The 19,354-nt window shown below is 61.9% G+C and carries 21 protein-coding genes and 2 pseudogenes; 13 read left to right on the top strand and 10 right to left on the bottom strand.

Annotation, left to right across the window (positions count from 1 at the left end):
* Positions 1–62: 62 nt before the first annotated feature.
* Together ASD03_RS18410 and ASD03_RS18405 are read left to right on the top strand one after the other, a co-directional pair.
* Positions 63–851 carry an IclR family transcriptional regulator gene (locus tag ASD03_RS18410; RefSeq protein ID WP_025428736.1) on the top strand — a complete coding sequence of 263 codons (789 nt, stop codon included), beginning with the start codon at positions 63–65 and terminating at the stop codon, positions 849–851.
* Between the two features lie 117 nt (positions 852–968).
* Complete coding sequence (locus ASD03_RS18405; protein WP_057214711.1) at positions 969–1,805, top strand: amidohydrolase; 837 nt, start codon at positions 969–971, stop codon at positions 1,803–1,805.
* Between the two features lie 118 nt (positions 1,806–1,923).
* Here the strand turns inward: ASD03_RS18405 and ASD03_RS18400 are convergent, their stop codons facing one another.
* The 5 genes from ASD03_RS18400 to ASD03_RS18380 all read right to left on the bottom strand — a co-directional run bounded on the left by ASD03_RS18400 (position 1,924) and on the right by ASD03_RS18380 (position 6,127).
* Positions 1,924–3,060 (bottom strand): ABC transporter substrate-binding protein, encoded by a 1,137-nt coding sequence (locus ASD03_RS18400; protein ID WP_057214708.1) that lies wholly within the window; start codon positions 3,058–3,060, stop codon positions 1,924–1,926.
* The gene (locus ASD03_RS18395) at positions 3,057–4,217 is read right to left on the bottom strand and encodes a CaiB/BaiF CoA-transferase family protein (protein ID WP_025428733.1); all 1,161 of its coding nucleotides are present in this window, start codon (positions 4,215–4,217) and stop codon (positions 3,057–3,059) included. The genes ASD03_RS18400 and ASD03_RS18395 overlap by 4 nt, the downstream gene beginning before the upstream one ends.
* An 8-nt stretch (positions 4,218–4,225) precedes the next feature.
* Complete coding sequence (locus ASD03_RS18390) at positions 4,226–4,777, bottom strand: MaoC family dehydratase (RefSeq protein ID WP_025428732.1); 552 nt, start codon at positions 4,775–4,777, stop codon at positions 4,226–4,228.
* 272 nt (positions 4,778–5,049) lie between these two features.
* Positions 5,050–5,601, bottom strand: a complete 552-nt coding sequence (locus tag ASD03_RS18385; protein ID WP_025428731.1) for an MgtC/SapB family protein — start codon at positions 5,599–5,601, stop codon at positions 5,050–5,052.
* A gap of 115 nt (positions 5,602–5,716) precedes the next feature.
* On the bottom strand, positions 5,717–6,127 hold the full coding sequence (locus ASD03_RS18380) for a pseudoazurin (RefSeq protein ID WP_113567729.1): 411 nt from the start codon (positions 6,125–6,127) through the stop codon (positions 5,717–5,719).
* Positions 6,128–6,391: 264 nt separating this feature from the next.
* On the opposite strand from ASD03_RS18380, the gene ASD03_RS18375 reads away from it, so the two are divergent.
* The 6 genes and pseudogenes from ASD03_RS18375 to ASD03_RS18355 all read left to right on the top strand — a co-directional run bounded on the left by ASD03_RS18375 (position 6,392) and on the right by ASD03_RS18355 (position 9,793).
* The gene (locus tag ASD03_RS18375; RefSeq protein WP_234907940.1) at positions 6,392–6,973 is read left to right on the top strand and encodes a MarR family winged helix-turn-helix transcriptional regulator; all 582 of its coding nucleotides are present in this window, start codon (positions 6,392–6,394) and stop codon (positions 6,971–6,973) included.
* Between the two features lie 15 nt (positions 6,974–6,988).
* On the top strand, positions 6,989–7,225 hold the full coding sequence (locus tag ASD03_RS39040) for a hypothetical protein (RefSeq protein ID WP_156407982.1): 237 nt from the start codon (positions 6,989–6,991) through the stop codon (positions 7,223–7,225).
* Entirely contained in the window at positions 7,212–7,760 is a 549-nt protein-coding gene (locus ASD03_RS18370) for a peroxidase-related enzyme (protein ID WP_057208047.1), read from the top strand. The genes ASD03_RS39040 and ASD03_RS18370 overlap by 14 nt, the downstream gene beginning before the upstream one ends.
* 53 nt (positions 7,761–7,813) lie before the next feature.
* Positions 7,814–8,287: pseudogene (locus ASD03_RS18365) on the top strand (redoxin domain-containing protein); the annotation flags it as partial.
* 98 nt (positions 8,288–8,385) lie between these two features.
* A complete protein-coding gene (locus tag ASD03_RS18360) occupies positions 8,386–9,093 on the top strand; it encodes a glutamine amidotransferase (RefSeq protein ID WP_198956849.1) in 708 nt (235 codons plus the stop codon).
* On the top strand, positions 9,083–9,793 hold the full coding sequence (locus ASD03_RS18355; protein WP_057208052.1) for an MOSC domain-containing protein: 711 nt from the start codon (positions 9,083–9,085) through the stop codon (positions 9,791–9,793). Before ASD03_RS18360 ends, ASD03_RS18355 begins: the two co-directional genes overlap by 11 nt.
* 49 nt (positions 9,794–9,842) lie before the next feature.
* Here ASD03_RS18355 and ASD03_RS18350 read toward each other — a convergent pair whose 3' ends face one another.
* Entirely contained in the window at positions 9,843–11,276 is a 1,434-nt protein-coding gene (locus ASD03_RS18350) for an FAD/NAD(P)-binding protein (protein WP_244494254.1), read from the bottom strand.
* Positions 11,273–12,442 (bottom strand): FMNH2-dependent alkanesulfonate monooxygenase, encoded by a 1,170-nt coding sequence (gene ssuD / locus ASD03_RS18345; protein WP_057214699.1) that lies wholly within the window; start codon positions 12,440–12,442, stop codon positions 11,273–11,275. The genes ASD03_RS18350 and ssuD overlap by 4 nt, the downstream gene beginning before the upstream one ends.
* Positions 12,443–12,627: 185 nt before the next feature.
* On the opposite strand from ssuD, the gene ASD03_RS18335 reads away from it, so the two are divergent.
* From ASD03_RS18335 to ASD03_RS18320, 4 genes are all read left to right on the top strand, one after another.
* The gene (locus ASD03_RS18335) at positions 12,628–13,176 is read left to right on the top strand and encodes a flavin reductase family protein (protein WP_057208060.1); all 549 of its coding nucleotides are present in this window, start codon (positions 12,628–12,630) and stop codon (positions 13,174–13,176) included.
* Positions 13,177–13,353: 177 nt separating this feature from the next.
* Positions 13,354–14,361, top strand: coding sequence for a taurine ABC transporter substrate-binding protein (gene tauA / locus ASD03_RS18330; RefSeq protein ID WP_057208062.1), 1,008 nt, complete (start codon positions 13,354–13,356; stop codon positions 14,359–14,361).
* 99 nt (positions 14,362–14,460) lie between these two features.
* Positions 14,461–15,258, top strand: a complete 798-nt coding sequence (locus ASD03_RS18325; protein WP_057214858.1) for an ATP-binding cassette domain-containing protein — start codon at positions 14,461–14,463, stop codon at positions 15,256–15,258.
* Positions 15,255–16,091 (top strand): ABC transporter permease subunit, encoded by an 837-nt coding sequence (locus ASD03_RS18320; protein ID WP_057214696.1) that lies wholly within the window; start codon positions 15,255–15,257, stop codon positions 16,089–16,091. Before ASD03_RS18325 ends, ASD03_RS18320 begins: the two co-directional genes overlap by 4 nt.
* A 19-nt stretch (positions 16,092–16,110) precedes the next feature.
* Here the strand turns inward: ASD03_RS18320 and ASD03_RS18315 are convergent, their stop codons facing one another.
* From ASD03_RS18315 to ASD03_RS18305, 3 genes are all read right to left on the bottom strand, one after another.
* Positions 16,111–17,517 carry an FAD/NAD(P)-binding protein gene (locus ASD03_RS18315; RefSeq protein ID WP_057214693.1) on the bottom strand — a complete coding sequence of 469 codons (1,407 nt, stop codon included), beginning with the start codon at positions 17,515–17,517 and terminating at the stop codon, positions 16,111–16,113.
* Between the two features lie 344 nt (positions 17,518–17,861).
* Entirely contained in the window at positions 17,862–18,470 is a 609-nt protein-coding gene (locus ASD03_RS18310; RefSeq protein WP_057214690.1) for an alpha/beta hydrolase, read from the bottom strand.
* A gap of 264 nt (positions 18,471–18,734) precedes the next feature.
* Positions 18,735–18,977, bottom strand: coding sequence for a hypothetical protein (locus ASD03_RS18305; RefSeq protein WP_057208070.1), 243 nt, complete (start codon positions 18,975–18,977; stop codon positions 18,735–18,737).
* Between the two features lie 42 nt (positions 18,978–19,019).
* On the opposite strand from ASD03_RS18305, the pseudogene ASD03_RS18300 reads away from it, so the two are divergent.
* A pseudogene (locus ASD03_RS18300) lies at positions 19,020–19,354 on the top strand (molybdate ABC transporter permease subunit); the annotation flags it as partial.

The following is a 19,354-nucleotide window of genomic DNA, read 5'->3' as shown; positions in this document are numbered from 1 at the left end:
TTTCTTTTGTCGGCGGCTTTCTCTGCGTATATGGATATCGATATTCACTAAGGAGGACGCCCATGGACACCGAAGAGTCCGATCGCTACCGCGCCCCCGCGCTGGACAAGGGACTTGATATTCTCGAACTGCTGGCGAGCGTCGATGGAGGCCTGACGCAGGCGGAAATATCGAAAAGGCTCAATCGGAGCCCGAACGAATTCTACCGGATGCTCGACCGGCTCGTGCGCCGCGGCTACGTCACGCGAATCGATGGCGATCGCTATTCCCTGACGTTGAAGCTTTTCGGCCTGGCCCAGCTTCACGCACCGGTGCGGCGGCTGGCCTCCTATGCGACGCCACTGATGCGCGATCTTGCCCAGCGATCGAAGCAGGCCAACCAGTTGGCCGTGTTCGATCGCGGCTCGGCCGTGGTCATCGCCCAGCAGGAAGCGCCTGATTACTGGGGTATCTCAATCAGGGTCGGCTCACATATCAGCCTGTTCGATACCGGCTCCGGTCACATCCTGCTCGCCTTCCGCACGCCGGAGGAACGGGAAATGATGATCGCCGAGCACGCGCGCAGCAAGGACGAGATTTCGCTTGGTCCGGAATTCTATGCACGGCTCGACCAGATCCGCGAGCGTGGCTACGAAATGATGGCAAGCGCCCAGACGGCCGGCGTCTACAACCTCTCGGCCCCCATTCTCGGCCCCGACGGCCGTGGCATCGCGGCCTTGACCATTCCCTATATTGCGCTGGTCAATGCGCCATCTGCGCCTGATATCACCGAGACGATCTCGCTCCTGCGCAGCGCGGCGACACAGCTCTCGGTGCTCGCGGGATCGGATGTGGCGCAATCGTCGGAATGAGCAGGTGCCGGATCTACGGTCGGCACACGACGTCCGCGATCGCTGCATACTGTCAATTTCTTATTTGAATGATCTCTTCTCGTGTGAGAGTGTGAGGCGTACGGAGGATACCGCATCGTGATCGTCGACACCCATCTGCATCTCATCAACAAGTCCGCGTTGACCTATCCCTGGCTGACGGGCGTCCCGGCGCTGGATCGCGATTTCCTCTATTCGACCTATGAGGCGGAGGCTCGGCGTGTCGGCATCGAGACGGCGTTGCACATGGAAGTCGATGTCGACCCAGGCGAAATGGAATTGGAGACGTCAGAAGTTCGGCAACTCTCGCAAAGAGCGGGCAGTCTGCTCAAGGGGGCAATTGCCGCGTGCCGGCCGGAAGAGGACGGCTTTGCCGCCTATCTCGAACGGCAACAGGACGATCCCCTCGTCAAGGGGTTTCGCCGTGTCCTGCATGTGGTCCCGGACGATCTGTCGGACGGCGCCCTCTTCCGCGAGAACATCAGGCGGCTTGGCGGTAACCGTTTTACCTTCGATCTCTGCGTCCTGCCGCACCAGATCCCCAAAGCGATTGCGCTTGCCGATCTCGTGCCCGATCTGCAGTTCGTGCTCGACCATTGCGGCGTTCCCGATATCCGCAGCGGCGCCGAACATCCCTGGCGTGACCATATGCGCGAGATCGCAAAGCGGCCGAACGTGGTTGCCAAGATATCCGGCGTCGTCGCCTATGCGGATGAAAGCTGGAATGTCGAGACGCTACGACCTTACGTCGAGCATACAATCGGCACCTTCGGCTGGGACCGCGTCGTCTGGGGCAGCGATTGGCCCGTCTGCACGCTCGGCGCCAACCTTTCAACCTGGGTTGCGACCACTCACGCGTTGCTGGAGCACTGCAGTCCGGACGAGCGGACAAAGCTGCTGTCGGCAAACGCACGTCGAATCTGGAATCTCGCGTAAGGAAGCAACGCGGCCCATTGTGGCCACCCACCCGCACGACAAAGCCTGAAACCGTTAGGTCGGCCTTTTTTTGCTGAACACCGGAGATGAGCCGATCGCTTATCTCCGGTGTTTCTCTTTACGCCGCCGCGAAGCTTTCGGTGAAAAGCCGGTTGAGATCGTCAACGACCTGTCGCGCCTTCTCCTTGCGCAATAGCCCGTCATTGATGCGATCCGAGGCCGCCTGCTGGAACGGCATGTAACCATCGTGTCGGGGACGCACCCAGGCGGTTTCGAGCGTCGCACGGGTCGCGCGATAAAAGTTTGATGTCGCCGCGTTCACCGCATCGTCGTCCCAGGCGTCGCCGTGTCCCGGCTGTCCGCCGCCAAAGGCGTAGGCCTGGCGCTGGACCGCACCGCTTGCAACCCAATAGGCAAAGTCGGTCGCGGCGTCGATGGACGACGAGAAGCCGGAGACGGCAATGCCCGTTCCGCCAAGCGCCGAACCGCTTGGGCCATGCTGGCCCGCGACCGGAATGTCGCCAAACCGGATGAGCGACGGCCGGAAACCGGCAACCGAGTAGCTGACGTAGCCGTAGATTAACGGCGCGCAGGCGGCTTTTGCCTCCGGGGCCGACATCGCCTCCAGCACCGCGATCGGATCCATCGCGAAGCAGGCGGGGTCGATCAGCGATACAAGCTCGGAGAGCATCTCGAAGGCGGCAACGCCTCCGTCACGGTCCACCAGGTCCGCTTGTCCGCTCACTGCGCAGGGGTGACCGAGATTGCCGCAGAGCGTGTAGAAGCTCATCAGCGAATGCGGCGGTCGCAGCGGCAGCAGCACCGCACCCTTGCGCGCGAGGTCCAACATGCCGGACCAGCTCGAAACACGCTCTCCGAGATCAGGGCGCCAGGCCTGGACCTGTGCCGCGGCATCGATCGGAAAGGCCCATTGACGCCCATTCCAGCCATAGCTCGGATAGGATTGCCCGACCGACCCGGCTGCAAGCACGGAACGTTCCGCTTCTCGACCGGCCACATCAAGAGGCGCAAGGCACCCTTCATTGGTGATCTGCCCGACATGCGGGTGATCGATGACGATCAGATCGTATGCCTTGGCGAGCTCCTCGACCGGATAGGTCTCGAAATCCTGCAGCGAGCGCTTCTCCCAATGGATGGCAACCCCGGTCTTTTCCTGCCAGAGCCTCGAACAGGCCACCATAGGGTCGTAACCGCGTGGATGGCTCCACGTCATTCCCTTGAGGGTGACGGTCATAGGCCGAACTCCTTCCGGATCGATGCACTGTGTTCGCCGATTCTCGGGGCAGCGCGATCGACCTGGGCGCGCCGACCGTTGACCCGCAGCGGCGAACGCGTGGTCAGGATCGACACGTCGTCTTCGCGGTTGACCGTCTGCAGCATGTCGAGGGTGCGGAAGCCGTCGCTTTCCAGCAGTTCGTTCCAGTTGAGCACGCGAGCGCACCAGATGTCGGCCGGCTCGAGCACGGCCAGCCAATGGTCCACCGTGTTTTCGCCGATGCGCTCGGCGATCAGGGCCTTAATCTCGTCCCTTGCGGAAAACCATGAAGACGGGTCGTCGCAATAGGGTGCGAGCTGCGGCATCTCCAGGAGGTCGGCAAGTTTCGAGATCGGCGTCATCGCGATGGCGAGGTAGCCGTCCTTGGCGGGGTAGACCCCGTAGGGCGCCGACAGATAGGCGTGTGCGCTGCGGAAATCCGAGCGCTTCGGCAGCCGCCTGCCGTCGTTGAGATGGGTCGTCAGCACCTCGAACTGGAAGTCGACCAGTGCTTCGAGCAAGCTGGTTTCAATCAGGCTGCCCTTGCCGGAGATGCCGCGGCGGACGAGGCCGGCAAGAATGCCCTGGGCCGCTGCAGCGCCGGCAAGCATATCGCCAATGGCAAGACCGAAGGGGACCGGCCCTTGCGCTTCGTCGCCATTCAGCCACATCACGCCGGAACGCGCCTGCGCCAGCAGGTCCTGACCAGGCCGCTTGACCCAGGGACCCTCCTCTCCATAACCACTGATCGAAGCGTAGACGATGCGCGGGTTGATCGCCCGAACGGCCTCGTAGTCCAAGCCCAGCCGTTGAATGACGCCAGGTCGGAAGTTCTGGATCAGGACGTCGGCCTTGGCGAGCAGCGCCTTCAGCGCCGCGACATCGGATTCGTCCTTGAGATCGATTGCCAGACTTTCCTTAGCGCGATTGATCGCATGGAAGATGGTGGAATCGCCACCGATCTCGGTGTCGCTGAGATAGAGGCGGCGCGATAGATCGCCGCCATCCGGGCGCTCGATCTTGATGACGCGCGCGCCCAGGTCCATCAGCCGTAGAGAGCAATAGGGACCGGAGAGAAACTGGCTCATGTCGACGACGACAAGGCCGGCCAAAGGCAGTTCGTTTTCCTCGTGCATCGCTGTTCTTATTTCTCTGTCTTGCCGACGAAGTCAGCCGGATTGTTGTACTTCACCGTCTGCAGATGCTCGCAGTAGAGCACCAGCTCACCCTCGTTCTTGAAGACCTGATAACTGGCCCGGATCAGGCCCAGCTCCTTGTAGCGCGGTGTTTTGTCCATGTTGGTGCGGATCGTGTAGATCGTGTCGCCCAGAAAGACCGGCTTGATGAAGCGCAGCTTGTCATAGCCGTAGGAAAAAGCGTTGACGCAGTTGGTAGCGACGAGGCCGAGGCCGGCCGAAAAAACGAAGGCGCCAGCCACCAGTCGGCGGCCGAAGATGCCTTCCCGTTCCGCGAACATCTGATCCTGGACATAAGGGTGGATGTCGACGACCAGCGTGTTGAACAGGTGGCTGTCGCTCTCGGAGATCGTCCGGCGCAACGAGCGGATGCGCTGGCCGACCGGCCAATCCTCGTAAAACCAGTTTTCGGCATTCCACACCGGAAGGGCAGCGTGATCCTCCGGCATGTCGGTGGGGCGTGTCGTAGACACGCCAACGGTTGGCGAGAATTCATTCATGAGAAAACCCTGCGCTGGCTCGTATCCGCATTGGCAGCTGGCAGCGAGTGGTCGCGCTTATCATATGGGCGCGGCTGTGCTGGTTGGGCATTATCTCCTCCATGAATTTTCTTATGTAAAGATACTGTTCACATATGGAGGCCTTTTGCAAGATGCAAATGACCATTGCGCCCGGCCTGATCTGCCGGCCAAGAAAGCCATGGATCGAAAGAAACGCTGCAGAGCCGGTGAGTGAAAAATGGTGCCGTCCCAAGCGGCGCAGGATGCGAAATCTATCGGGTGGTCTTGCGGATGCGGCTCACCTTCTCGTCGCGAGGCTTGGATGCCTGAGGTTGAGGGCCGGGTTGCTCTTCCTCCTCAACTACCGCTTCGAGCCTGCCGACGACGGAAAGAACAAGAAAGGCGGATCCTGTCGCAAAGGCAGCGATGATCCAGTGGCCGAAGCCGAGAGCGAGGCCAATGGCGCCCGCCAACCACAGACTACCGCCGGTCGTCAGGCCCTGGACCTGTCCGCGCGACAGTACGATGGTGCCCGCCGCAAGAAAGGCGACGCCCGCGGTGACCGCTTCAACGACGCGCAAGGGATCGATCCGGACCCGCTCGTCTATGAAGCCCTTCATATAGACGCTTTCAAGCGAGATGACTGCAAAGGTGCAGGCGGCGAGGCACACGAGCATGTGCGTCTTGAGACCGGCCGGGCGGGCTTTGGCTTCACGCTCGAAGCCAATGATCGAGCCCATCAGCAAGGCCCCGAGAATGCGCGCGAAGATGACCGGATAGGGAATCTGCGACGGCGGAAACATGTCTGCTACGATTTGCTCCATGCGGAACCAACGCGAGTGCTTCGCATTGGTTCCGCATGATGGCGCCGCCTTCCGCCCGGTGGGCGGCGCCGTCGAGCGGCCCGTCCCCGCCCGCTCGTTTCAGTGTGGCTTTGCTTTAGTTGCCGAGTGCTGTGAATGCGGCGTCCAGCCGTTCCTGCGCCTTCTTCGGGTTCTTGGCGCCCTTCGCCGCTGCGAGGTTGGCCGGGCTGTCGCCGACCTGAACCAGGCCGACCATGCCCATGCCGTAGTGCGGCGTGCATTTCACGCCGTAGATGCCGGGTGCAGTGAAGGTCACCTTGTAGTTTTCGTTGATTTTGCTCTTGAATGCCTCTGCGCCATCCGGGATCATGCCCTTGATCGTTTCGACGTTGTGGCCCTTGTCGGTCGGGATGAACGTCACCGTGTCGCCGGCCGCAACCTTCAGCGACGCAGGTTCAAACACCATCGCGCCTTCCTTGCCCTTGTTGAGCATGTGCACTTCGAAATCCGCGGCGGTTGCGGGCGCAGCGATAAGCATGACCGCCATTGCGAGGCCCAATCCGCTCTTGATTGCTTTCAACATCGTCTTCTCCGTTTGACCGAGCAGCCCGTGCTTGGGTTGTTCGCCGCAGTATTAGTCCGAAGGCCGTGCACCTAATTTGATGCGCGTCAAATTGGATGCGGATTCCCGGCGACGGTGAATTGACACTAAATAGGACTCCTATATATATCAGGAATGGCAAAGAACACGACAACACCGCCTGCAATTATCGACCGCATAGGCGACGGGTTCGCACGGATAGCGACGGCGATGCGGACCGAAGCATGGACGGCAGCCGACGTGATCGGGTTGAACCCGACACAACTGCAGATCCTGATCTTTCTGGTGGGCCGTGGCAAAGCTGGCATGCGCGTCAAACAGATCGCAGCCCATCTCGGCGTCAGCCAACCGACTGCGACGGATTCGATCAATGCACTGACGCGCAAGGGTTTTGTCGAGAAGCTGGCGGACCCTTCGGATGCGCGGGCCGTAGCGGTGGCCGCGACGGCCGAAGGCGAGGCCGCCGTGCGCCGCGCCGGCATGATTGCCTCGGCGACAGACGCTGCCTTTGCGTCGCTATCGACGCTCGAACAGGAAGATCTGCTGCTTCATCTGGTCAAGATCATCCGCACGCTGCAGGCGTCCGGCGCCATCCCGGAACAACGCATGTGTGTGAACTGCCGATACTTCCAGCCCAATGCCTATCCGGGTTCGAAAGAGCCGCACCATTGCGCCTTCGTCAACGCACCGTTTGGCCAAGCGGATTTGCGCATCGATTGCGGCGAATACGAAACGGCAGACGCCTCAAGCCAGGCCGCCGCCTGGAAGATATTCAACCGTGGCGCGGCCTGAGGTGGGGCAGATGCAATGAAGTACACCACCGACCCATCATTTGTTTCGACCAATGGACCGGCGCTGCCACGCCCCAGCGTGCTGACGTCGGCACCAGGACAAACCGCTTCACCCTCGGGACCAAAGGATTTCACCGCATTCAAGCGCGCTTTCGGCCCCGATGATGTCGGCGCCGGCCCGTCGACTGCCATCGGCGGACCGGCATTTTCTCCCTCCACGCAAATAGAAAGAGAAAACCATGAGCAGAATTAATCTAGTTGACCCCAAGACGGCAACCGGTGCCAGTGCAGAACTGCTGGGCAGCATCCACGCGGCCTTCGGCGCGACACCGAACATGTTCAAGGCGGTGGCCAATTCCCCGGCGGCACTTGCCAGCATGTGGGGTTCGTTCGGCGCGCTTGGCAATGGCCGGCTCGGCGCCAAACTCGGCGAGCAGATTGCCGTCGCCGTCGCTGACCGCAATGATTGCCACTATTGCCTGGCGGCGCATACGGCTCTCGGCCGCAAGGCCGGCGCGACAGCGCAGGACATGGCTGACGCCCAACGCGGCCACTCCGCTGATCCGAAGACCGCGGCGGTGCTTTCATTCGTCCGCATCCTGGTCGACGAACGCGGTCAGGTCTCGGATGCTGACGTCAAGGCGTTGCGCAATGCCGGCTTCGACGATCAGGACATTGTCGAGATCATCGCGCACGTGGCGCTCAATCTCTTCACCAACTACATCAACGTGGCCCTCGCCGTGCCGGTCGATTTCCCCGGCGTCAAGCTCGTGCGCGAAGCGGCCTGACATCCCGCCGGGCAGGTCCTGCCTGCCCGGCCCCTCCCAAAAGGAATGGCCTCATGATCGCTGATCTCTCAAATCAGGCGCCGGAACTGGACGTGAGCAACTGGTTCAACACCGCAACGCCGCTGAGCCTCGGCATGCTGCGCGGACGCGTCGTCTTCATCCACGCCTTTCAGATGCTTTGCCCCGCCTGCGTATCGTACGGATTGCCGCAGACCCAGCGCGTGCAGCGGCTGTTTCGCGACACCGATCTCCAAGTGATCGGCCTGCACACGGTTTTCGAACATCATACGGCGATGGGTCCGGAGGCCCTCAAGGCGTTCATCCACGAATACCGTCTAAGCTTTCCGATCGGCGTCGACGCGGCATCACCCGATACGCCGATACCGCGCACGATGCAGGGCTACGGCATGCGTGGCACGCCCACGACCATCATCATTGGCCGCGACGGCAAGGTCCGCCACCATCGATTCGGGATCGAGGACGATCTGCTCGTCGGAGCTTGGCTGGCGACAGCACTTGCAGAACCGCTGCCGGCAACGACTGTGCCGGTGGACATCGCCGGCTGCACGACTGACGGCTGCGCAATTCCCGATGAGATTTCACGTCGAATAGAGACAGGAAAGCGATGACACTGAAATCGGCCCTGGTGATCAGGCATGTTCATTTCGAGGATCTCGGCACCTTTGCCGCTCCCCTTCGCGCTGACTACGGGATAGAATACCGCGATGTCGGAACCGCCGATTTTCTGGATTTCGCGCCGGACGCCCCCGACCTTGTCGTTGTACTCGGCGGACCGATCGGCGCCTACGAGGACCGGACCTACCCGTTTCTGCAGCGGGAGGTCGAGGTGCTAGCAGCACGACTGAAGACCGGTCGGCCGACCCTCGGCATCTGCCTTGGCGCGCAACTGATTGCGCGCGCAAGCGGCGCGCGGGTCTTTCCATTGGGGATCAAGGAGATCGGTTTCGACCCGATCAGCCTTAGCGAGGCCGGCCGTGCTTCTCCGCTTCGTCATCTGGATGGCGTGCCGATGCTGCATTGGCACGGCGATACCTACGATCTTCCCGCCGGCGCCACTTTGCTGGCGTCGACCCCAAAGACCGTGCAGCAGGCGTTTTCCATCGGCAACAATATTCTCGGGCTTCAGTTTCACCCCGAGGCGGATGCGGGAGTGGCGTTTGAGCGGTGGCTGGTCGGTCACGCCTGCGAGCTGGTGGCGGCAAAGATCGACATCGGAAAACTTCGCGACGATGCGACGCAATACGGGGCCACACTAGCGACGGCCGCCGACTCGATGATGACGGCATGGTTGGAGCAGTTGCATGCGGCCTGAGCAAATAAAGCCGATTGCCCTCAATGCATTGCTGGTGGGTTCACTGACCGCCATCGATGAACGCGGGACGCAAAGCGGTATCGACAAGAAGCCGGTCGCCGGGGCGTTGCACCTGTCGCCGACCGGCTTCGTTGGCGATCACCAGGGCGACCTTAAACGACACGGCGGCATCGAGAAGGCTGTGCACCACTACCCCGGCGATCATTACCGGCTCTGGCGGTCGGAGATCGGCCCGGCAGCGGTTCTCGATCACCCTGGAGCGTTCGGCGAAAACCTGTCGACATCCGGACTGACGGAAGATGATGTGGCCGTCGGAGATCGGTTTCGCCTGGGCCGTGCCCTGCTCGAAGTCAGCCAGGGCCGGCAGCCGTGCTGGAAACTGAACAAGCGCTTCGGTCAAAGCGACATGGCCCGCCGTGTCCAGCAATCCGGTCGCACCGGATGGTACTACCGCGTGATCGAGGAAGGGCGCGTTTGCGCGGAAGACGCCCTCGCTCTGGTCGAGCGCCGATACCCGACTTGGACCATCAGGCGACTCTGGCATTACCTCTACGTCGACACGATGAACCGGGACGCCCTTCAGGAGATTGCCAACCTCGATATCTTGCCGACGAACTGGCGCGACTACGCGATCAAGCGGCTGGCGACCCGCAAGGTCGAGGACTGGACGCGGCGTCTTGAGGGCCAGCACGAAGGGTAGATGTGGCCCCGGCTTGCTTGCCCGGCAAACGTAGAAAGCCTGCTCTGTGTCAGGCGATTTGCACCGCAGGCCTCGACCGGGACTGGCTTGCGAGACGCTGCGCGACCTGATGAGCGACGAAGATCGCATGATCATTCACCTGCGGCAGCCCCATCAACTCGCCGAATGTGCCGCGGGCAAGCGGGCCGGCGATGAAAAGCGCGTCGTCGCTTTTTCCGTCGCGGTCGGCTGCGCGGCTTTGTTCATCGCAGGCAAGGCCGAGGCCCACCCCATCCAGTTGCAAATGGCCAGCATCGGCCATATCGGCCAGCCAACCCTGGCTCCTGAGGATAGCCGTGTGCGCCGGGCCGGTGGTCACGACGCAGGCGTCAAATGTCATCTGCTCGCACTTGCCGGTATGACGGTGTCTAACCTCGGCGGTGATGGTCTCGCCGGCCCGGGCTATCTCTTTCACCGATCCGCCAAGAACCCTCACATCGCCGTGGTCAAGCCCTTGGCCGATGACCGCATCTATCTGTGGTGCGACCCGGAAGCGATGCACATCCCAATAGGGCCTCAGGTGGCGAACAAGTCGTTTTCGCTCCGGGATAGGTAGGGCTCCCCAGATTTCGCCGCCCTGGGCGCGCAACGCGTCGAAAACCGCGTGCCAGCTATGACCCGCCGTCGGCGCCTCCTGAACTGCCTGGCGTATCCTACGCAACAGCGAACGAGCGGTTCGCGAAGGATCGGTGACGAAATCGCCAAATGGCTCCTGCGCCGTTGTCGCGTGTCCCCTCGACCGAAGCCCCCGGCGGGAAAGGGCGGTGATCGGCCCTCGGTGGCCGTTTCGTCTGAGCGAGGCGATGACATCGGCCGAAGTCAGTCCGTTGCCGATCAGGAGGACGCGATCCTCCCCGCGGATTACGGATAGGGCGCCTGACAATGTCGAGTCGGCGACGAAACGTGGATGGCTGGCGAGCGCCTTGGCAATGTGCCGGGGTGCACACGGTGCCGGGTGGGTCGTGGCAACGATGGCGATGTCGGCCAGGATATCAGTTCCTCCATCGGCCGCGATCCGCCATTGCTCGCCCGTCCTGACGATCTGGGCCACCCGTTCGTGACAGTGCTGGACCTGACCGCTCCGAAGAAAAGGTGCGATGAAGTCGCCGACATAGCGGCCGAAGACCGCGCGCCGAGGGTAGAGATTCCCGTCTTCGGTCAGCGCATCCTGGTCGTCGCGCGGCTCACCTTCAGCGGCCAGCCAGTGCAGAAAATCGTCCGGCTCATCCGGTATCAGGCTCATGCGCGCCGCCGGTACGTTGATGCGATGCGCCGGATCGGAGGTGTCGTAGGCAAGACCGGCACCCAGGCGCCCCCGAGGCTCGAAGACGATGATATCGACCGCCTGACCGGTCGTGTTCTTGGCTAGGTTGGCGGCAACCGCCGCCCCGGTGAAGCCACCGCCGATGATTGCGACAACCGGTCGGCGGGGTCGACGCTTCACGATTGCGACACCTTGAGCTTGGGCCTGTGGTCGCCGGCAATGGTCTCGCCGAACGGACCGGTATTGATCGATGTTTCGCGCGCGGGAACCGCGTGACCAAGCGGCAGGTTTGGCAGCACGAGCTCGCCGAAGCGATAGGCCTCCTCCAGGTGCGGGTAGCCAGACATGATGAACGTATCGATGCCGATCTCGCGGTACTCTTCCATCCGCGCCTTGACCTGATCCGGATCACCGACAAGGGCGGTGCCCGCACCGCCGCGCACAAGCCCGACGCCGGCCCAGAGGTTGGGCGCCACCTCGAGCTTGTCGCGCCGGCCGCCATGCAACCGGCTCATACGACTTTGACCTACCGAATCCATACGCTCGAACACCTTTTGTGCCGCGGCGATCGTCTCGTCATCGACATATTGTATCAGGTCGTCGGCCGCCCGCCATGCTTCCTTTGCGGTCTCGCGCACGATCACATGCAGCCGGATGCCAAATGTAACTTCCCGGCCCTCGGCCTCAGCCAGTGCGCGCACTTCGGCAATCTTTCTGGCGACATCTTCCGGTGGCTCACCCCAGGTCAGATATTTGTCGATCGTTCTGGCCGCCACCTCCTGGCCCTTGCCCGAGGAACCGCCGAAATAGAGCGGCGGATGCGGCGTCTGCACCGACTGGAACAGCAGCTTGCCGCCTTCGATATCGAAATGTTTTCCCTTGAAAGTAACGTCTTCGCCGCGAAGGACTGATTTGTAGACGTTGAGAAACTCCTCGGTTGCTTCGTAGCGCTCGCCATGCGACAGGTGGATGCCATCGCCCTTGTTTTCCGTCGGGTCGCCGCCCGTCACCACGTTGATCAGCAGCCGTCCCTCGGAAAGCCGGTCGAGCGTTGCCGTCATCCGGGCTGCCAGCATCGGTGAAAGCAGTCCAGGCCGCACCGCAATCAGGAAGCGCAGCTTCTCGGTCAAGGGTGCCAGGGCTGACGCCACCACCCAGCTGTCCTCGCAACTGCGGCCAGTGGGGATCAACACACCGTAGTAGCCCAGCGCATCGGCAGCCTGGGCGACCTGTTTCAGATAGTTGAGGTCGACATTGCGCCCTCCCCGTGATGTGCCGAGATAGCGGCTGTCGCCGTGAGTGGGCAGGAACCAGAGAACGTTGACTTTGTCAGGCGTGTTGCTCATGCGAATTCTCCTCGGACACGATCGACGGCAGGCGCCAGACAGGGCCGGCAGTCCAAAAAAGATAAACTCTATAAAATTTATTGACAATGAAAAATCCGGCGATCATTTTTGAGTAGAGGAAAAATTTTTTCCCGGATCGCGGCTTCACGACCGGGAAGCAGGTCAAATTTTTCGAGGATTTTGCCATGAACATCGCTCTCGCCGCTTCCAGTGCATTCACGACATCAAGTCATGCGATCGATCGCCCTAACCCCATCACGCCATCGGAACTGAAATCCGCCATGCGCAACCTGTCGGGCGGCGTCTCGGTCATCACCGCCGGTATCGGCGACGATCGCACAGGCGCGACGGTAACGTCGGCAACGGCGCTTTCGGTCGATCCACCGACGATGATCGTCAACATCAACCGGACGTCATCCACCTGGCCGGTGATCGAGCGTTACCAGCATTTCTGCGTCAACATTCTCGCAAGCCAGCAGCAGCACGTGGCCGAGCGCTTCGCGGGCTTTGGTGGTCTCAAAGGCGCGGCACGCTACGGCGGCGCAGACTGGCGGACCCTCGTCAGCGGCGCTTCCGCCCTGAATGGGGCACTTGCCGCGATCGATTGCGAAGTCGAGGAGATCATCGAGCGTCATAGCCACGCCATCATCCTGGGACGGGTCCTGGCGATTGCGGCAGGCTCAGGCGAACCCGTCCTCTACCACAGCGGCCGTTACGGCAGTTTCCTGCCGTAACTGGAGGGGACCACGTTCGAGCGGGCAAAGATGATGCCCAATCGACCGAAGTTTGGAATGGCTTCATACCCCGTCGCACAAACGGGGTATTTTTTATCTCTATAAAATCCATGGGTTTTGAGATTATCAATACAGGCTCCACGACGGGGCCATCGGCAAACCGTTGAGGAGCAGGCAATGACAATAGCAAGACGTACCCTTCTGGTATCAACCGCAGCGCTGGTGTTGGCGACGCAGGGACTGCTTGCGGCTCAGGCCGCGGACACCACACTGACCATCGGTTATCAGCCGATCGTCGAGCCGTCGCGCGTGCCGCAGGCCGATGGCACGTATGAGAAGGTGACCGGCGCGAAAATCAACTGGCAGAAGTTCGACGGCGGCGCCGATGTCATCGCTGCGCTTGCATCCGGCTCGATCGATATCGGCTATGTCGGCTCGTCGCCGCTGGCGGCTGCGGCAAGCCGGGAACTGCCGTTCGAAACCATCTTCGTCGTCGGCCTGATCAGCGACGCGGAAGCCCTGGCCGTCAAGGGCGTAAGCAAGCCCGAAGAACTCGCCGGCAAGAAGATCGCAACACCCTTCGTGTCGACGGCTCACTACAGCCTGCTGACGGCGCTGAAGCACTGGAACATCGATCCTAAATCGGTGGAGATCCTCAACCTGCGCCCGCCGGAAATTGCGGCGGCCTGGCAGCGTGGCGACATCGACGGCGCCTATGTCTGGGATCCGGTGCTGTCCGAGATCAAGAAGACATCGACCGTCTTGGCCACCTCTGCCGACGTTGCCCAGTGGGGTGGCCCGACCTTCGATGCCTGGATCGTCAGCAAGAAATTCGCCGAAGAACATCCGGATATCGTCACCGGGTTCGTCAAGGTGACCGGTGATGCCTATGCCGACTACCGGGCCAAGCCGGAGACATGGAATGCCACATCGGAGCAGGCCGAAAAGATCGCCCGCCTGACCGGCGCCAAGCCGGAGGACGTGCCCGCCCTGCTCAAGGGATATTACTTCCCATCATTGGAGGAGCAGGCAACATCCGATCTTCTCGGCGGCGCAACGGCCAAGGCCATTGCAGAAACGTCGGCCTTCCTGCTCGAGCAGCAAAAGATCCCGGCAGTTCTGACCGATTATGGCCCTTACGTTTCGGCGCGCTGGGCGCAGGAAGCCGCCAAGCTCTCGTTCTGAGCAAGGCGGGATTGCCGCGGGAACGGTTGGCGACACGACTGAGGGCGTGAAACGCTAGCCCATCCTCCGGCCCACTTCATGGATCATGGGGACGACAAAATGTCCGTGCTTGCGCTCGAGAATATCTCTTTACGATACGCGCCTGGCGAAGGGCGATCGCAAGCGCCGCTGGTTCTGGATCGGATCAATCTGGAGATTGCCGGCGACGATTTCGTCGTGGTCATCGGCAGATCCGGTTCGGGCAAGACGAGCCTGCTCAATCTGGCGGCCGGCTTCTTGACGCCAAGCAGCGGCCGGATCTCGCTTGATGGCCGGTCGCTGTCCGGCCCCGGTTCCGGCCGCGCCGTCGTCTTTCAGGATGATGCGCTTTACCCATGGCTGAGCGCGATCGACAATGTTGCATTCCCTTTGCGCCTGCGGGGTGTCGGCAAGGGCCAACGATTGAAGGAAGCCCAGTCGCTGCTGGAGCGCGTCGGTTTGCCGGATGCGGCAGAGCGCAAGGTCTGGGAGCTTTCCGGCGGCATGCGCCAGCGTGTCGGCATTGCCAGAGCCCTGGCTTCGCAGCCACGGTTCCTGCTGATGGACGAGCCGCTCGGCGCATTGGATGCGCTGACGCGTGTGCGCATGCAAGGCTTTCTCCTGGACATGTGGCGGGCCAGCCGGGCCGGTGCACTGCTCATCACACACAGCATCGATGAAGCCTTGATGCTAGCGACGCGCATCGTCGTCTTGACCGCGAACCCGGGTCGGATCGCCAAGATCATTCCGGTCAGCTTCGGTCGGGACTATCTCTCCGGAATACCTCAAAACGAGCTGCGCGCCGCTGCCGAATTCAAGCGGTTGCACGATGATTTGACCGGTCTCATTCATTCCGAAGACGAAGGTGTGGCAGCATGACCCTTTCCCTGGAAGCGACGTCCACCCGCCCCGATCCAAGCGGCGAAATCGAGGTCAAGCCGCCACGCACGCTGCCCGTTCTTTGGATTTCAGCGGCAACGGTCGCCGCGCTGGTCGGCCTTTGGAGCCTCGTCTCAGCCTATGGCCTGGTGCCGCCGCTGTTCCTGCCATCGCCGCTCGCCGTCCTTCGGGCGCTGAGCGGCCTGACGCTTACGGGCTTTGTCGACGCGACGCTCGTCCAGCATATCGCCGCCAGCCTTTCGCGCATCTTCGGTGCGCTCGGCGTGGCACTCATCCTCGGCGTGCCTGCAGGCCTGGCGATCGGCACCAGCCGCTGGGGCAAGGGCATCCTCGATCCGATCGTCGAGTTTCTGCGTCCGCTGCCGCCGCTCGCCTATCTGCCCCTCGTCATCATCTGGCTTGGTATCGGCGAGGCATCGAAGATTGCCGTGATTGCGCTCGCAATGCTGCCGCCGATCATTCTCTCGACGGCTGCGGGCGTGAAATCCGCGTCGCCCGACCACATCAATGCCGCGCGCGCCTTCGGCGCATCGCGACGGCAATTGCTGCTGCATGTGATCCTGCCGGGCGCGCTGCCATCCATTCTCACCGGCACACGCATTGCGCTCGGCGCCGGTTGGTCGACCCTAGTTGCCGCCGAGCTCGTGGCGGCGACACGCGGCCTCGGTTTCATGATCCAATCGGCGGCCCAGTTCCTGGTCACCGACATCGTCATAGCCGGCATCGTGGTGATCGCTGCCGTCGCCTTCCTGTTTGAAGTCGTTGCACGACGGATCGAGCGACGGCTGGTGCCGTGGTCGCACCACCGCTGACGGGCAACCACGGCTCTTCCTATGCAGACTTCTGCGTCACCCGGCGGCGCGTGGCGATCAATCGGGCGGCAGCATAGGTTTGCGTGACGATCTCGGGCACCAGATCGATATCGGGCAGGCTGCCGAGACCCAGGGGGCCGATCGCGTAGAGGTTGGCCGTTGGATGGCTGTCCGAAAGCACCTCGCCGGCCGGGCTGACGGCGAGGCCGAGCCCGAGCTCGTCCGGCTGCGCCAGACCGCCGGCAAAGAGGTTCTGAATGACCGGGGCCTTGAGGTCAGGCGCAGAGCAGCGACAGTCGATGACCTGATCTGCCACCAGCAGATCTTCCTGCGGCGCTCCTGCCCAGCGAACCATGAGCCCGTCGGGCCGGCGCCGCCCGGCCCAGCCCTTGCGTACCACGGTGCGGCCGTCGGCCAGTTCCTGCTGCAGTCGCAGGTGCATTGGCGCCGGCAGGCGGTTGCGATGGCTGTCGTAGATCGAGCGCAGATGACGGTTGAACTGACGCTTCTCCTGTTCTGGCAGAGCTTGCCACAGAGAACGCGCGCGGCGCCGGAGCCCGTTCATGGCGGCCTGCCAGCTCAGACCGTTGGCCTCTGCCTCGGCGCAGGCTTGCCTGACGAAGCGGACGATGTCGCGTAGCCTCGTCGGCATCGGATCCACCGGGAAAGTCGGCGCTGCTGAAAGCCGCGTGTGCGATTGCGGCAGAAACCCATGCCGCGAAATGATGGTGATCTCGCCGGCATAGCCGTTGTCGCGCATTTGCAGCAGGCGATCGACGACACGCACCCCGCTGCCGAGCAGCACCGCATGGCGCGGCACCACCAGACGCCGCGCTCTCACCAGGGGACGCTCATCGTCCGCAACCTCCATTTCAAGCGTGCGGATACCGAATCCGGTGGCGAGTGCCGCAACGTCGCATTCGATCGAGCCTTCTTCCTGCACAACCAAAAAACGCCCGGATGGCAGCTTTCGCAGGCCCAGCACCGCCTGGCAGGAGAGCTGCATGGAGATATCCGGTCGCCGCGTCAACGCTTCGGAAAAGCGCTGGTAGACATAGTCGCTGAAGATACTCTTCGGCACGAAGATCTGCTGGAAGCCTGGAATGGCGGCAGAGACGGCGGAGCGAAAATCCTGGTTGGCACAAAGCCACTCGTTGAAATCCTCCGGCTGTCCGGCGGCCACCGACAGATCGCGCACGCGGCTATTGAGGATTTCGCCGCTCTGGGCGGCGGCCATGACCTGCCCGCCACTGATGGTTGGTTGCGGGTCAAAGAGATGAACATGAAATGCTGTTCGCACCGACTTCATCAGCGCGATCGCCATCATGATCCCCGAGAAGCCGCGGCCAATGATGGCAATGCGCGGCTTTTCCCGAGGGCTGTCACTGTCGGGCGAAATCTTGGCAAACAATCCGTGGACAGTCATGTGAGCTCCCTTGTGGCCCGACTGCGGTCAGCCGGCAAAGTTTGAAACGCATGGCTGTTCCGATCCCGAACACGGATCGGACCTTGGGGTATCGCCCAGCACCGAGATCGGCCGCTGACGGGGCTCAAATCTGCAGTGTCGGGGATGGTGCCGCCAGCCGCATGGGCCGGCGAGTAGGTATCCGTTGTTCTGGCTGGCCTGGCACCTCGGCACATGGTCATCCCTATACGGCATACTCTATAAAGTTTATGCGCTATTAGAACGCGATTTCCAGCGGACATCAAGCCCTTTGTGTCGCCACTGTGTTTCGAGACCGCACGTAGAAGGTGAAACCGCGCCGGTATCTATCGGCCAGCGACGACGCGACCCTCCCGGTTTTCAGCGATTTGTGCAGCGCTCGCCGGGGGCTGTTCGCGCCGTGCGATGCCATTCAGGACTGTCAGCAGGTCATAGCCGCGCGACCACCGGCCGAAACCGCTGGCGACATTGATGTGCCCGGCATGACCGAGATCGACGAGCCGGCTGCCCCAGCGGGTCGAGATATGCCGCAATCGATCAAACGACATATAGGGGTCGTTGAGGCTGCCGACGATCAGGCTCGGAAACGGGAACGGATGCTCGGGCATGGCGCCGAACGCGATCGAGCCGGGATGCAGCCGCCCCGTCACGTCTAGATCGCAGGGTGCCACCAGAAGCGCGCTTCTGATCTGCCGTGCCAGCGGTCTTCGCGCCAGGCTGGCAACGAGGATGCAGCCCAGGCTGTGGGCAACAACGTCCACAACACCGTGACGGAGAATGGCGCGCTCCAGCGCGTCACGCCACCGCTCGAGCACCGGATGGTCCCAGTCATCTTGCTCGACGAGCGTCGCCCGCGGCTGGTCGTCCAGCCAGTGACGCTGCCAGTGCCCCGCGCCCGAGCCGAAAAGACCGGGGATGATCAAGGTTTTTGCCATGGTATCAGCCTCTTGCGACACGGGCCAAGTGACGGTGCGCCGATCGTCTTCCTATCAAACAATTCATGGGGCGATTATGCGAAGGCAACTGGCACGAAGTAAGCAAGGAATACCCTTTATCCATAAACTCTATAGCATAACTTTCTTCGACTTTGATTCAGCCCACTGAAATTGCCGTATCGGCTGTGGAACAATGCTTGAGGCAGAGTGTTTCTTTTGTCGCGCTTCTCAGCGAAATCAGTTTCGTTTTGAGGCCCCCGGCAGTCAAAAATTGCGTTGTTGGTGCCTGCGAAATTGATAGTTTGACGCGAGGACTTCGGCGGCAAGCGCAATCGAAGTTTTGAGGAGTGGTGCTGTGTTCGGCCAACTCGACAAGCCGGGCGAAAGAACAGCAAGGTTGGCGGCGGACCAGATAGGTTTTGCCCGACCGGCGGTGCTAAGGCGTCGGGTTTGTTTGAGCTTGATCGGAATGGCGATCGCCTGGTTGGAAACGGCCGGGTCGATCATTGAGGACCGCTTGGGTTTTTTGCCTTGGGCATGAGAGGTGAGTTGGATTTGAGAGAGCATGGCCACAACAGGCGCTGGCGGTTTCGTCAGCCGAGCGTGCTTCCGGGGTTCGGTCTGGCGCTCGGCGTCACGCTATTCTGGCTGGTTTTGATCATCCTCATTCCGCTGTCGGGCCTGATCTGGCGCTCGAGCGGCCTCGGCTGGTCGCAGTTCATGACGCTGGCGCTCGATACCCGCACGCTCAATGCACTCAGGATCAGTTTCGGCACGGCCTTTGTCGCCGCCATCGTCAATCTGATCTTCGGCGTCATCCTCGCCTGGGTGCTGGTGCGCTATCGTTTCCCCGGCAAGCGGGTGATCGACGCCATGGTCGACCT

The organism is Ensifer sp. Root127 (assembly GCF_001425225.1).
Lineage (GTDB): Bacteria > Pseudomonadota > Alphaproteobacteria > Rhizobiales > Rhizobiaceae > Ensifer > Ensifer canadensis.
The sequence above is the reverse complement of the archived record's forward strand: the minus strand, read 5'-3'. Positions and strand labels throughout refer to the sequence as shown.

Coding starts and splice junctions, on each gene's coding strand:
- ASD03_RS18410 (WP_025428736.1), top strand. CDS start 63: ATGGACACCGAAGAGTCCGATCGCTACCGCGCCCCCGCGCTGGACAAG.
- ASD03_RS18400 (WP_057214708.1), bottom strand. CDS start 3,060: ATGACCGTCACCCTCAAGGGAATGACGTGGAGCCATCCACGCGGTTAC.
- ASD03_RS18395 (WP_025428733.1), bottom strand. CDS start 4,217: ATGCACGAGGAAAACGAACTGCCTTTGGCCGGCCTTGTCGTCGTCGAC.
- ASD03_RS18390 (WP_025428732.1), bottom strand. CDS start 4,777: ATGAATGAATTCTCGCCAACCGTTGGCGTGTCTACGACACGCCCCACC.
- ASD03_RS18385 (WP_025428731.1), bottom strand. CDS start 5,601: ATGGAGCAAATCGTAGCAGACATGTTTCCGCCGTCGCAGATTCCCTAT.
- ASD03_RS18380 (WP_113567729.1), bottom strand. CDS start 6,127: ATGGCGGTCATGCTTATCGCTGCGCCCGCAACCGCCGCGGATTTCGAA.
- ASD03_RS18375 (WP_234907940.1), top strand. CDS start 6,392: ATGCGGACCGAAGCATGGACGGCAGCCGACGTGATCGGGTTGAACCCG.
- ASD03_RS39040 (WP_156407982.1), top strand. CDS start 6,989: ATGAAGTACACCACCGACCCATCATTTGTTTCGACCAATGGACCGGCG.
- ASD03_RS18370 (WP_057208047.1), top strand. CDS start 7,212: ATGAGCAGAATTAATCTAGTTGACCCCAAGACGGCAACCGGTGCCAGT.
- ASD03_RS18360 (WP_198956849.1), top strand. CDS start 8,386: ATGACACTGAAATCGGCCCTGGTGATCAGGCATGTTCATTTCGAGGAT.
- ASD03_RS18355 (WP_057208052.1), top strand. CDS start 9,083: ATGCGGCCTGAGCAAATAAAGCCGATTGCCCTCAATGCATTGCTGGTG.
- ssuD (WP_057214699.1), bottom strand. CDS start 12,442: ATGAGCAACACGCCTGACAAAGTCAACGTTCTCTGGTTCCTGCCCACT.
- ASD03_RS18335 (WP_057208060.1), top strand. CDS start 12,628: ATGAACATCGCTCTCGCCGCTTCCAGTGCATTCACGACATCAAGTCAT.
- tauA (WP_057208062.1), top strand. CDS start 13,354: ATGACAATAGCAAGACGTACCCTTCTGGTATCAACCGCAGCGCTGGTG.
- ASD03_RS18325 (WP_057214858.1), top strand. CDS start 14,461: ATGTCCGTGCTTGCGCTCGAGAATATCTCTTTACGATACGCGCCTGGC.
- ASD03_RS18320 (WP_057214696.1), top strand. CDS start 15,255: ATGACCCTTTCCCTGGAAGCGACGTCCACCCGCCCCGATCCAAGCGGC.
- ASD03_RS18315 (WP_057214693.1), bottom strand. CDS start 17,517: ATGACTGTCCACGGATTGTTTGCCAAGATTTCGCCCGACAGTGACAGC.
- ASD03_RS18310 (WP_057214690.1), bottom strand. CDS start 18,470: ATGGCAAAAACCTTGATCATCCCCGGTCTTTTCGGCTCGGGCGCGGGG.
- ASD03_RS18305 (WP_057208070.1), bottom strand. CDS start 18,977: ATGATCGACCCGGCCGTTTCCAACCAGGCGATCGCCATTCCGATCAAG.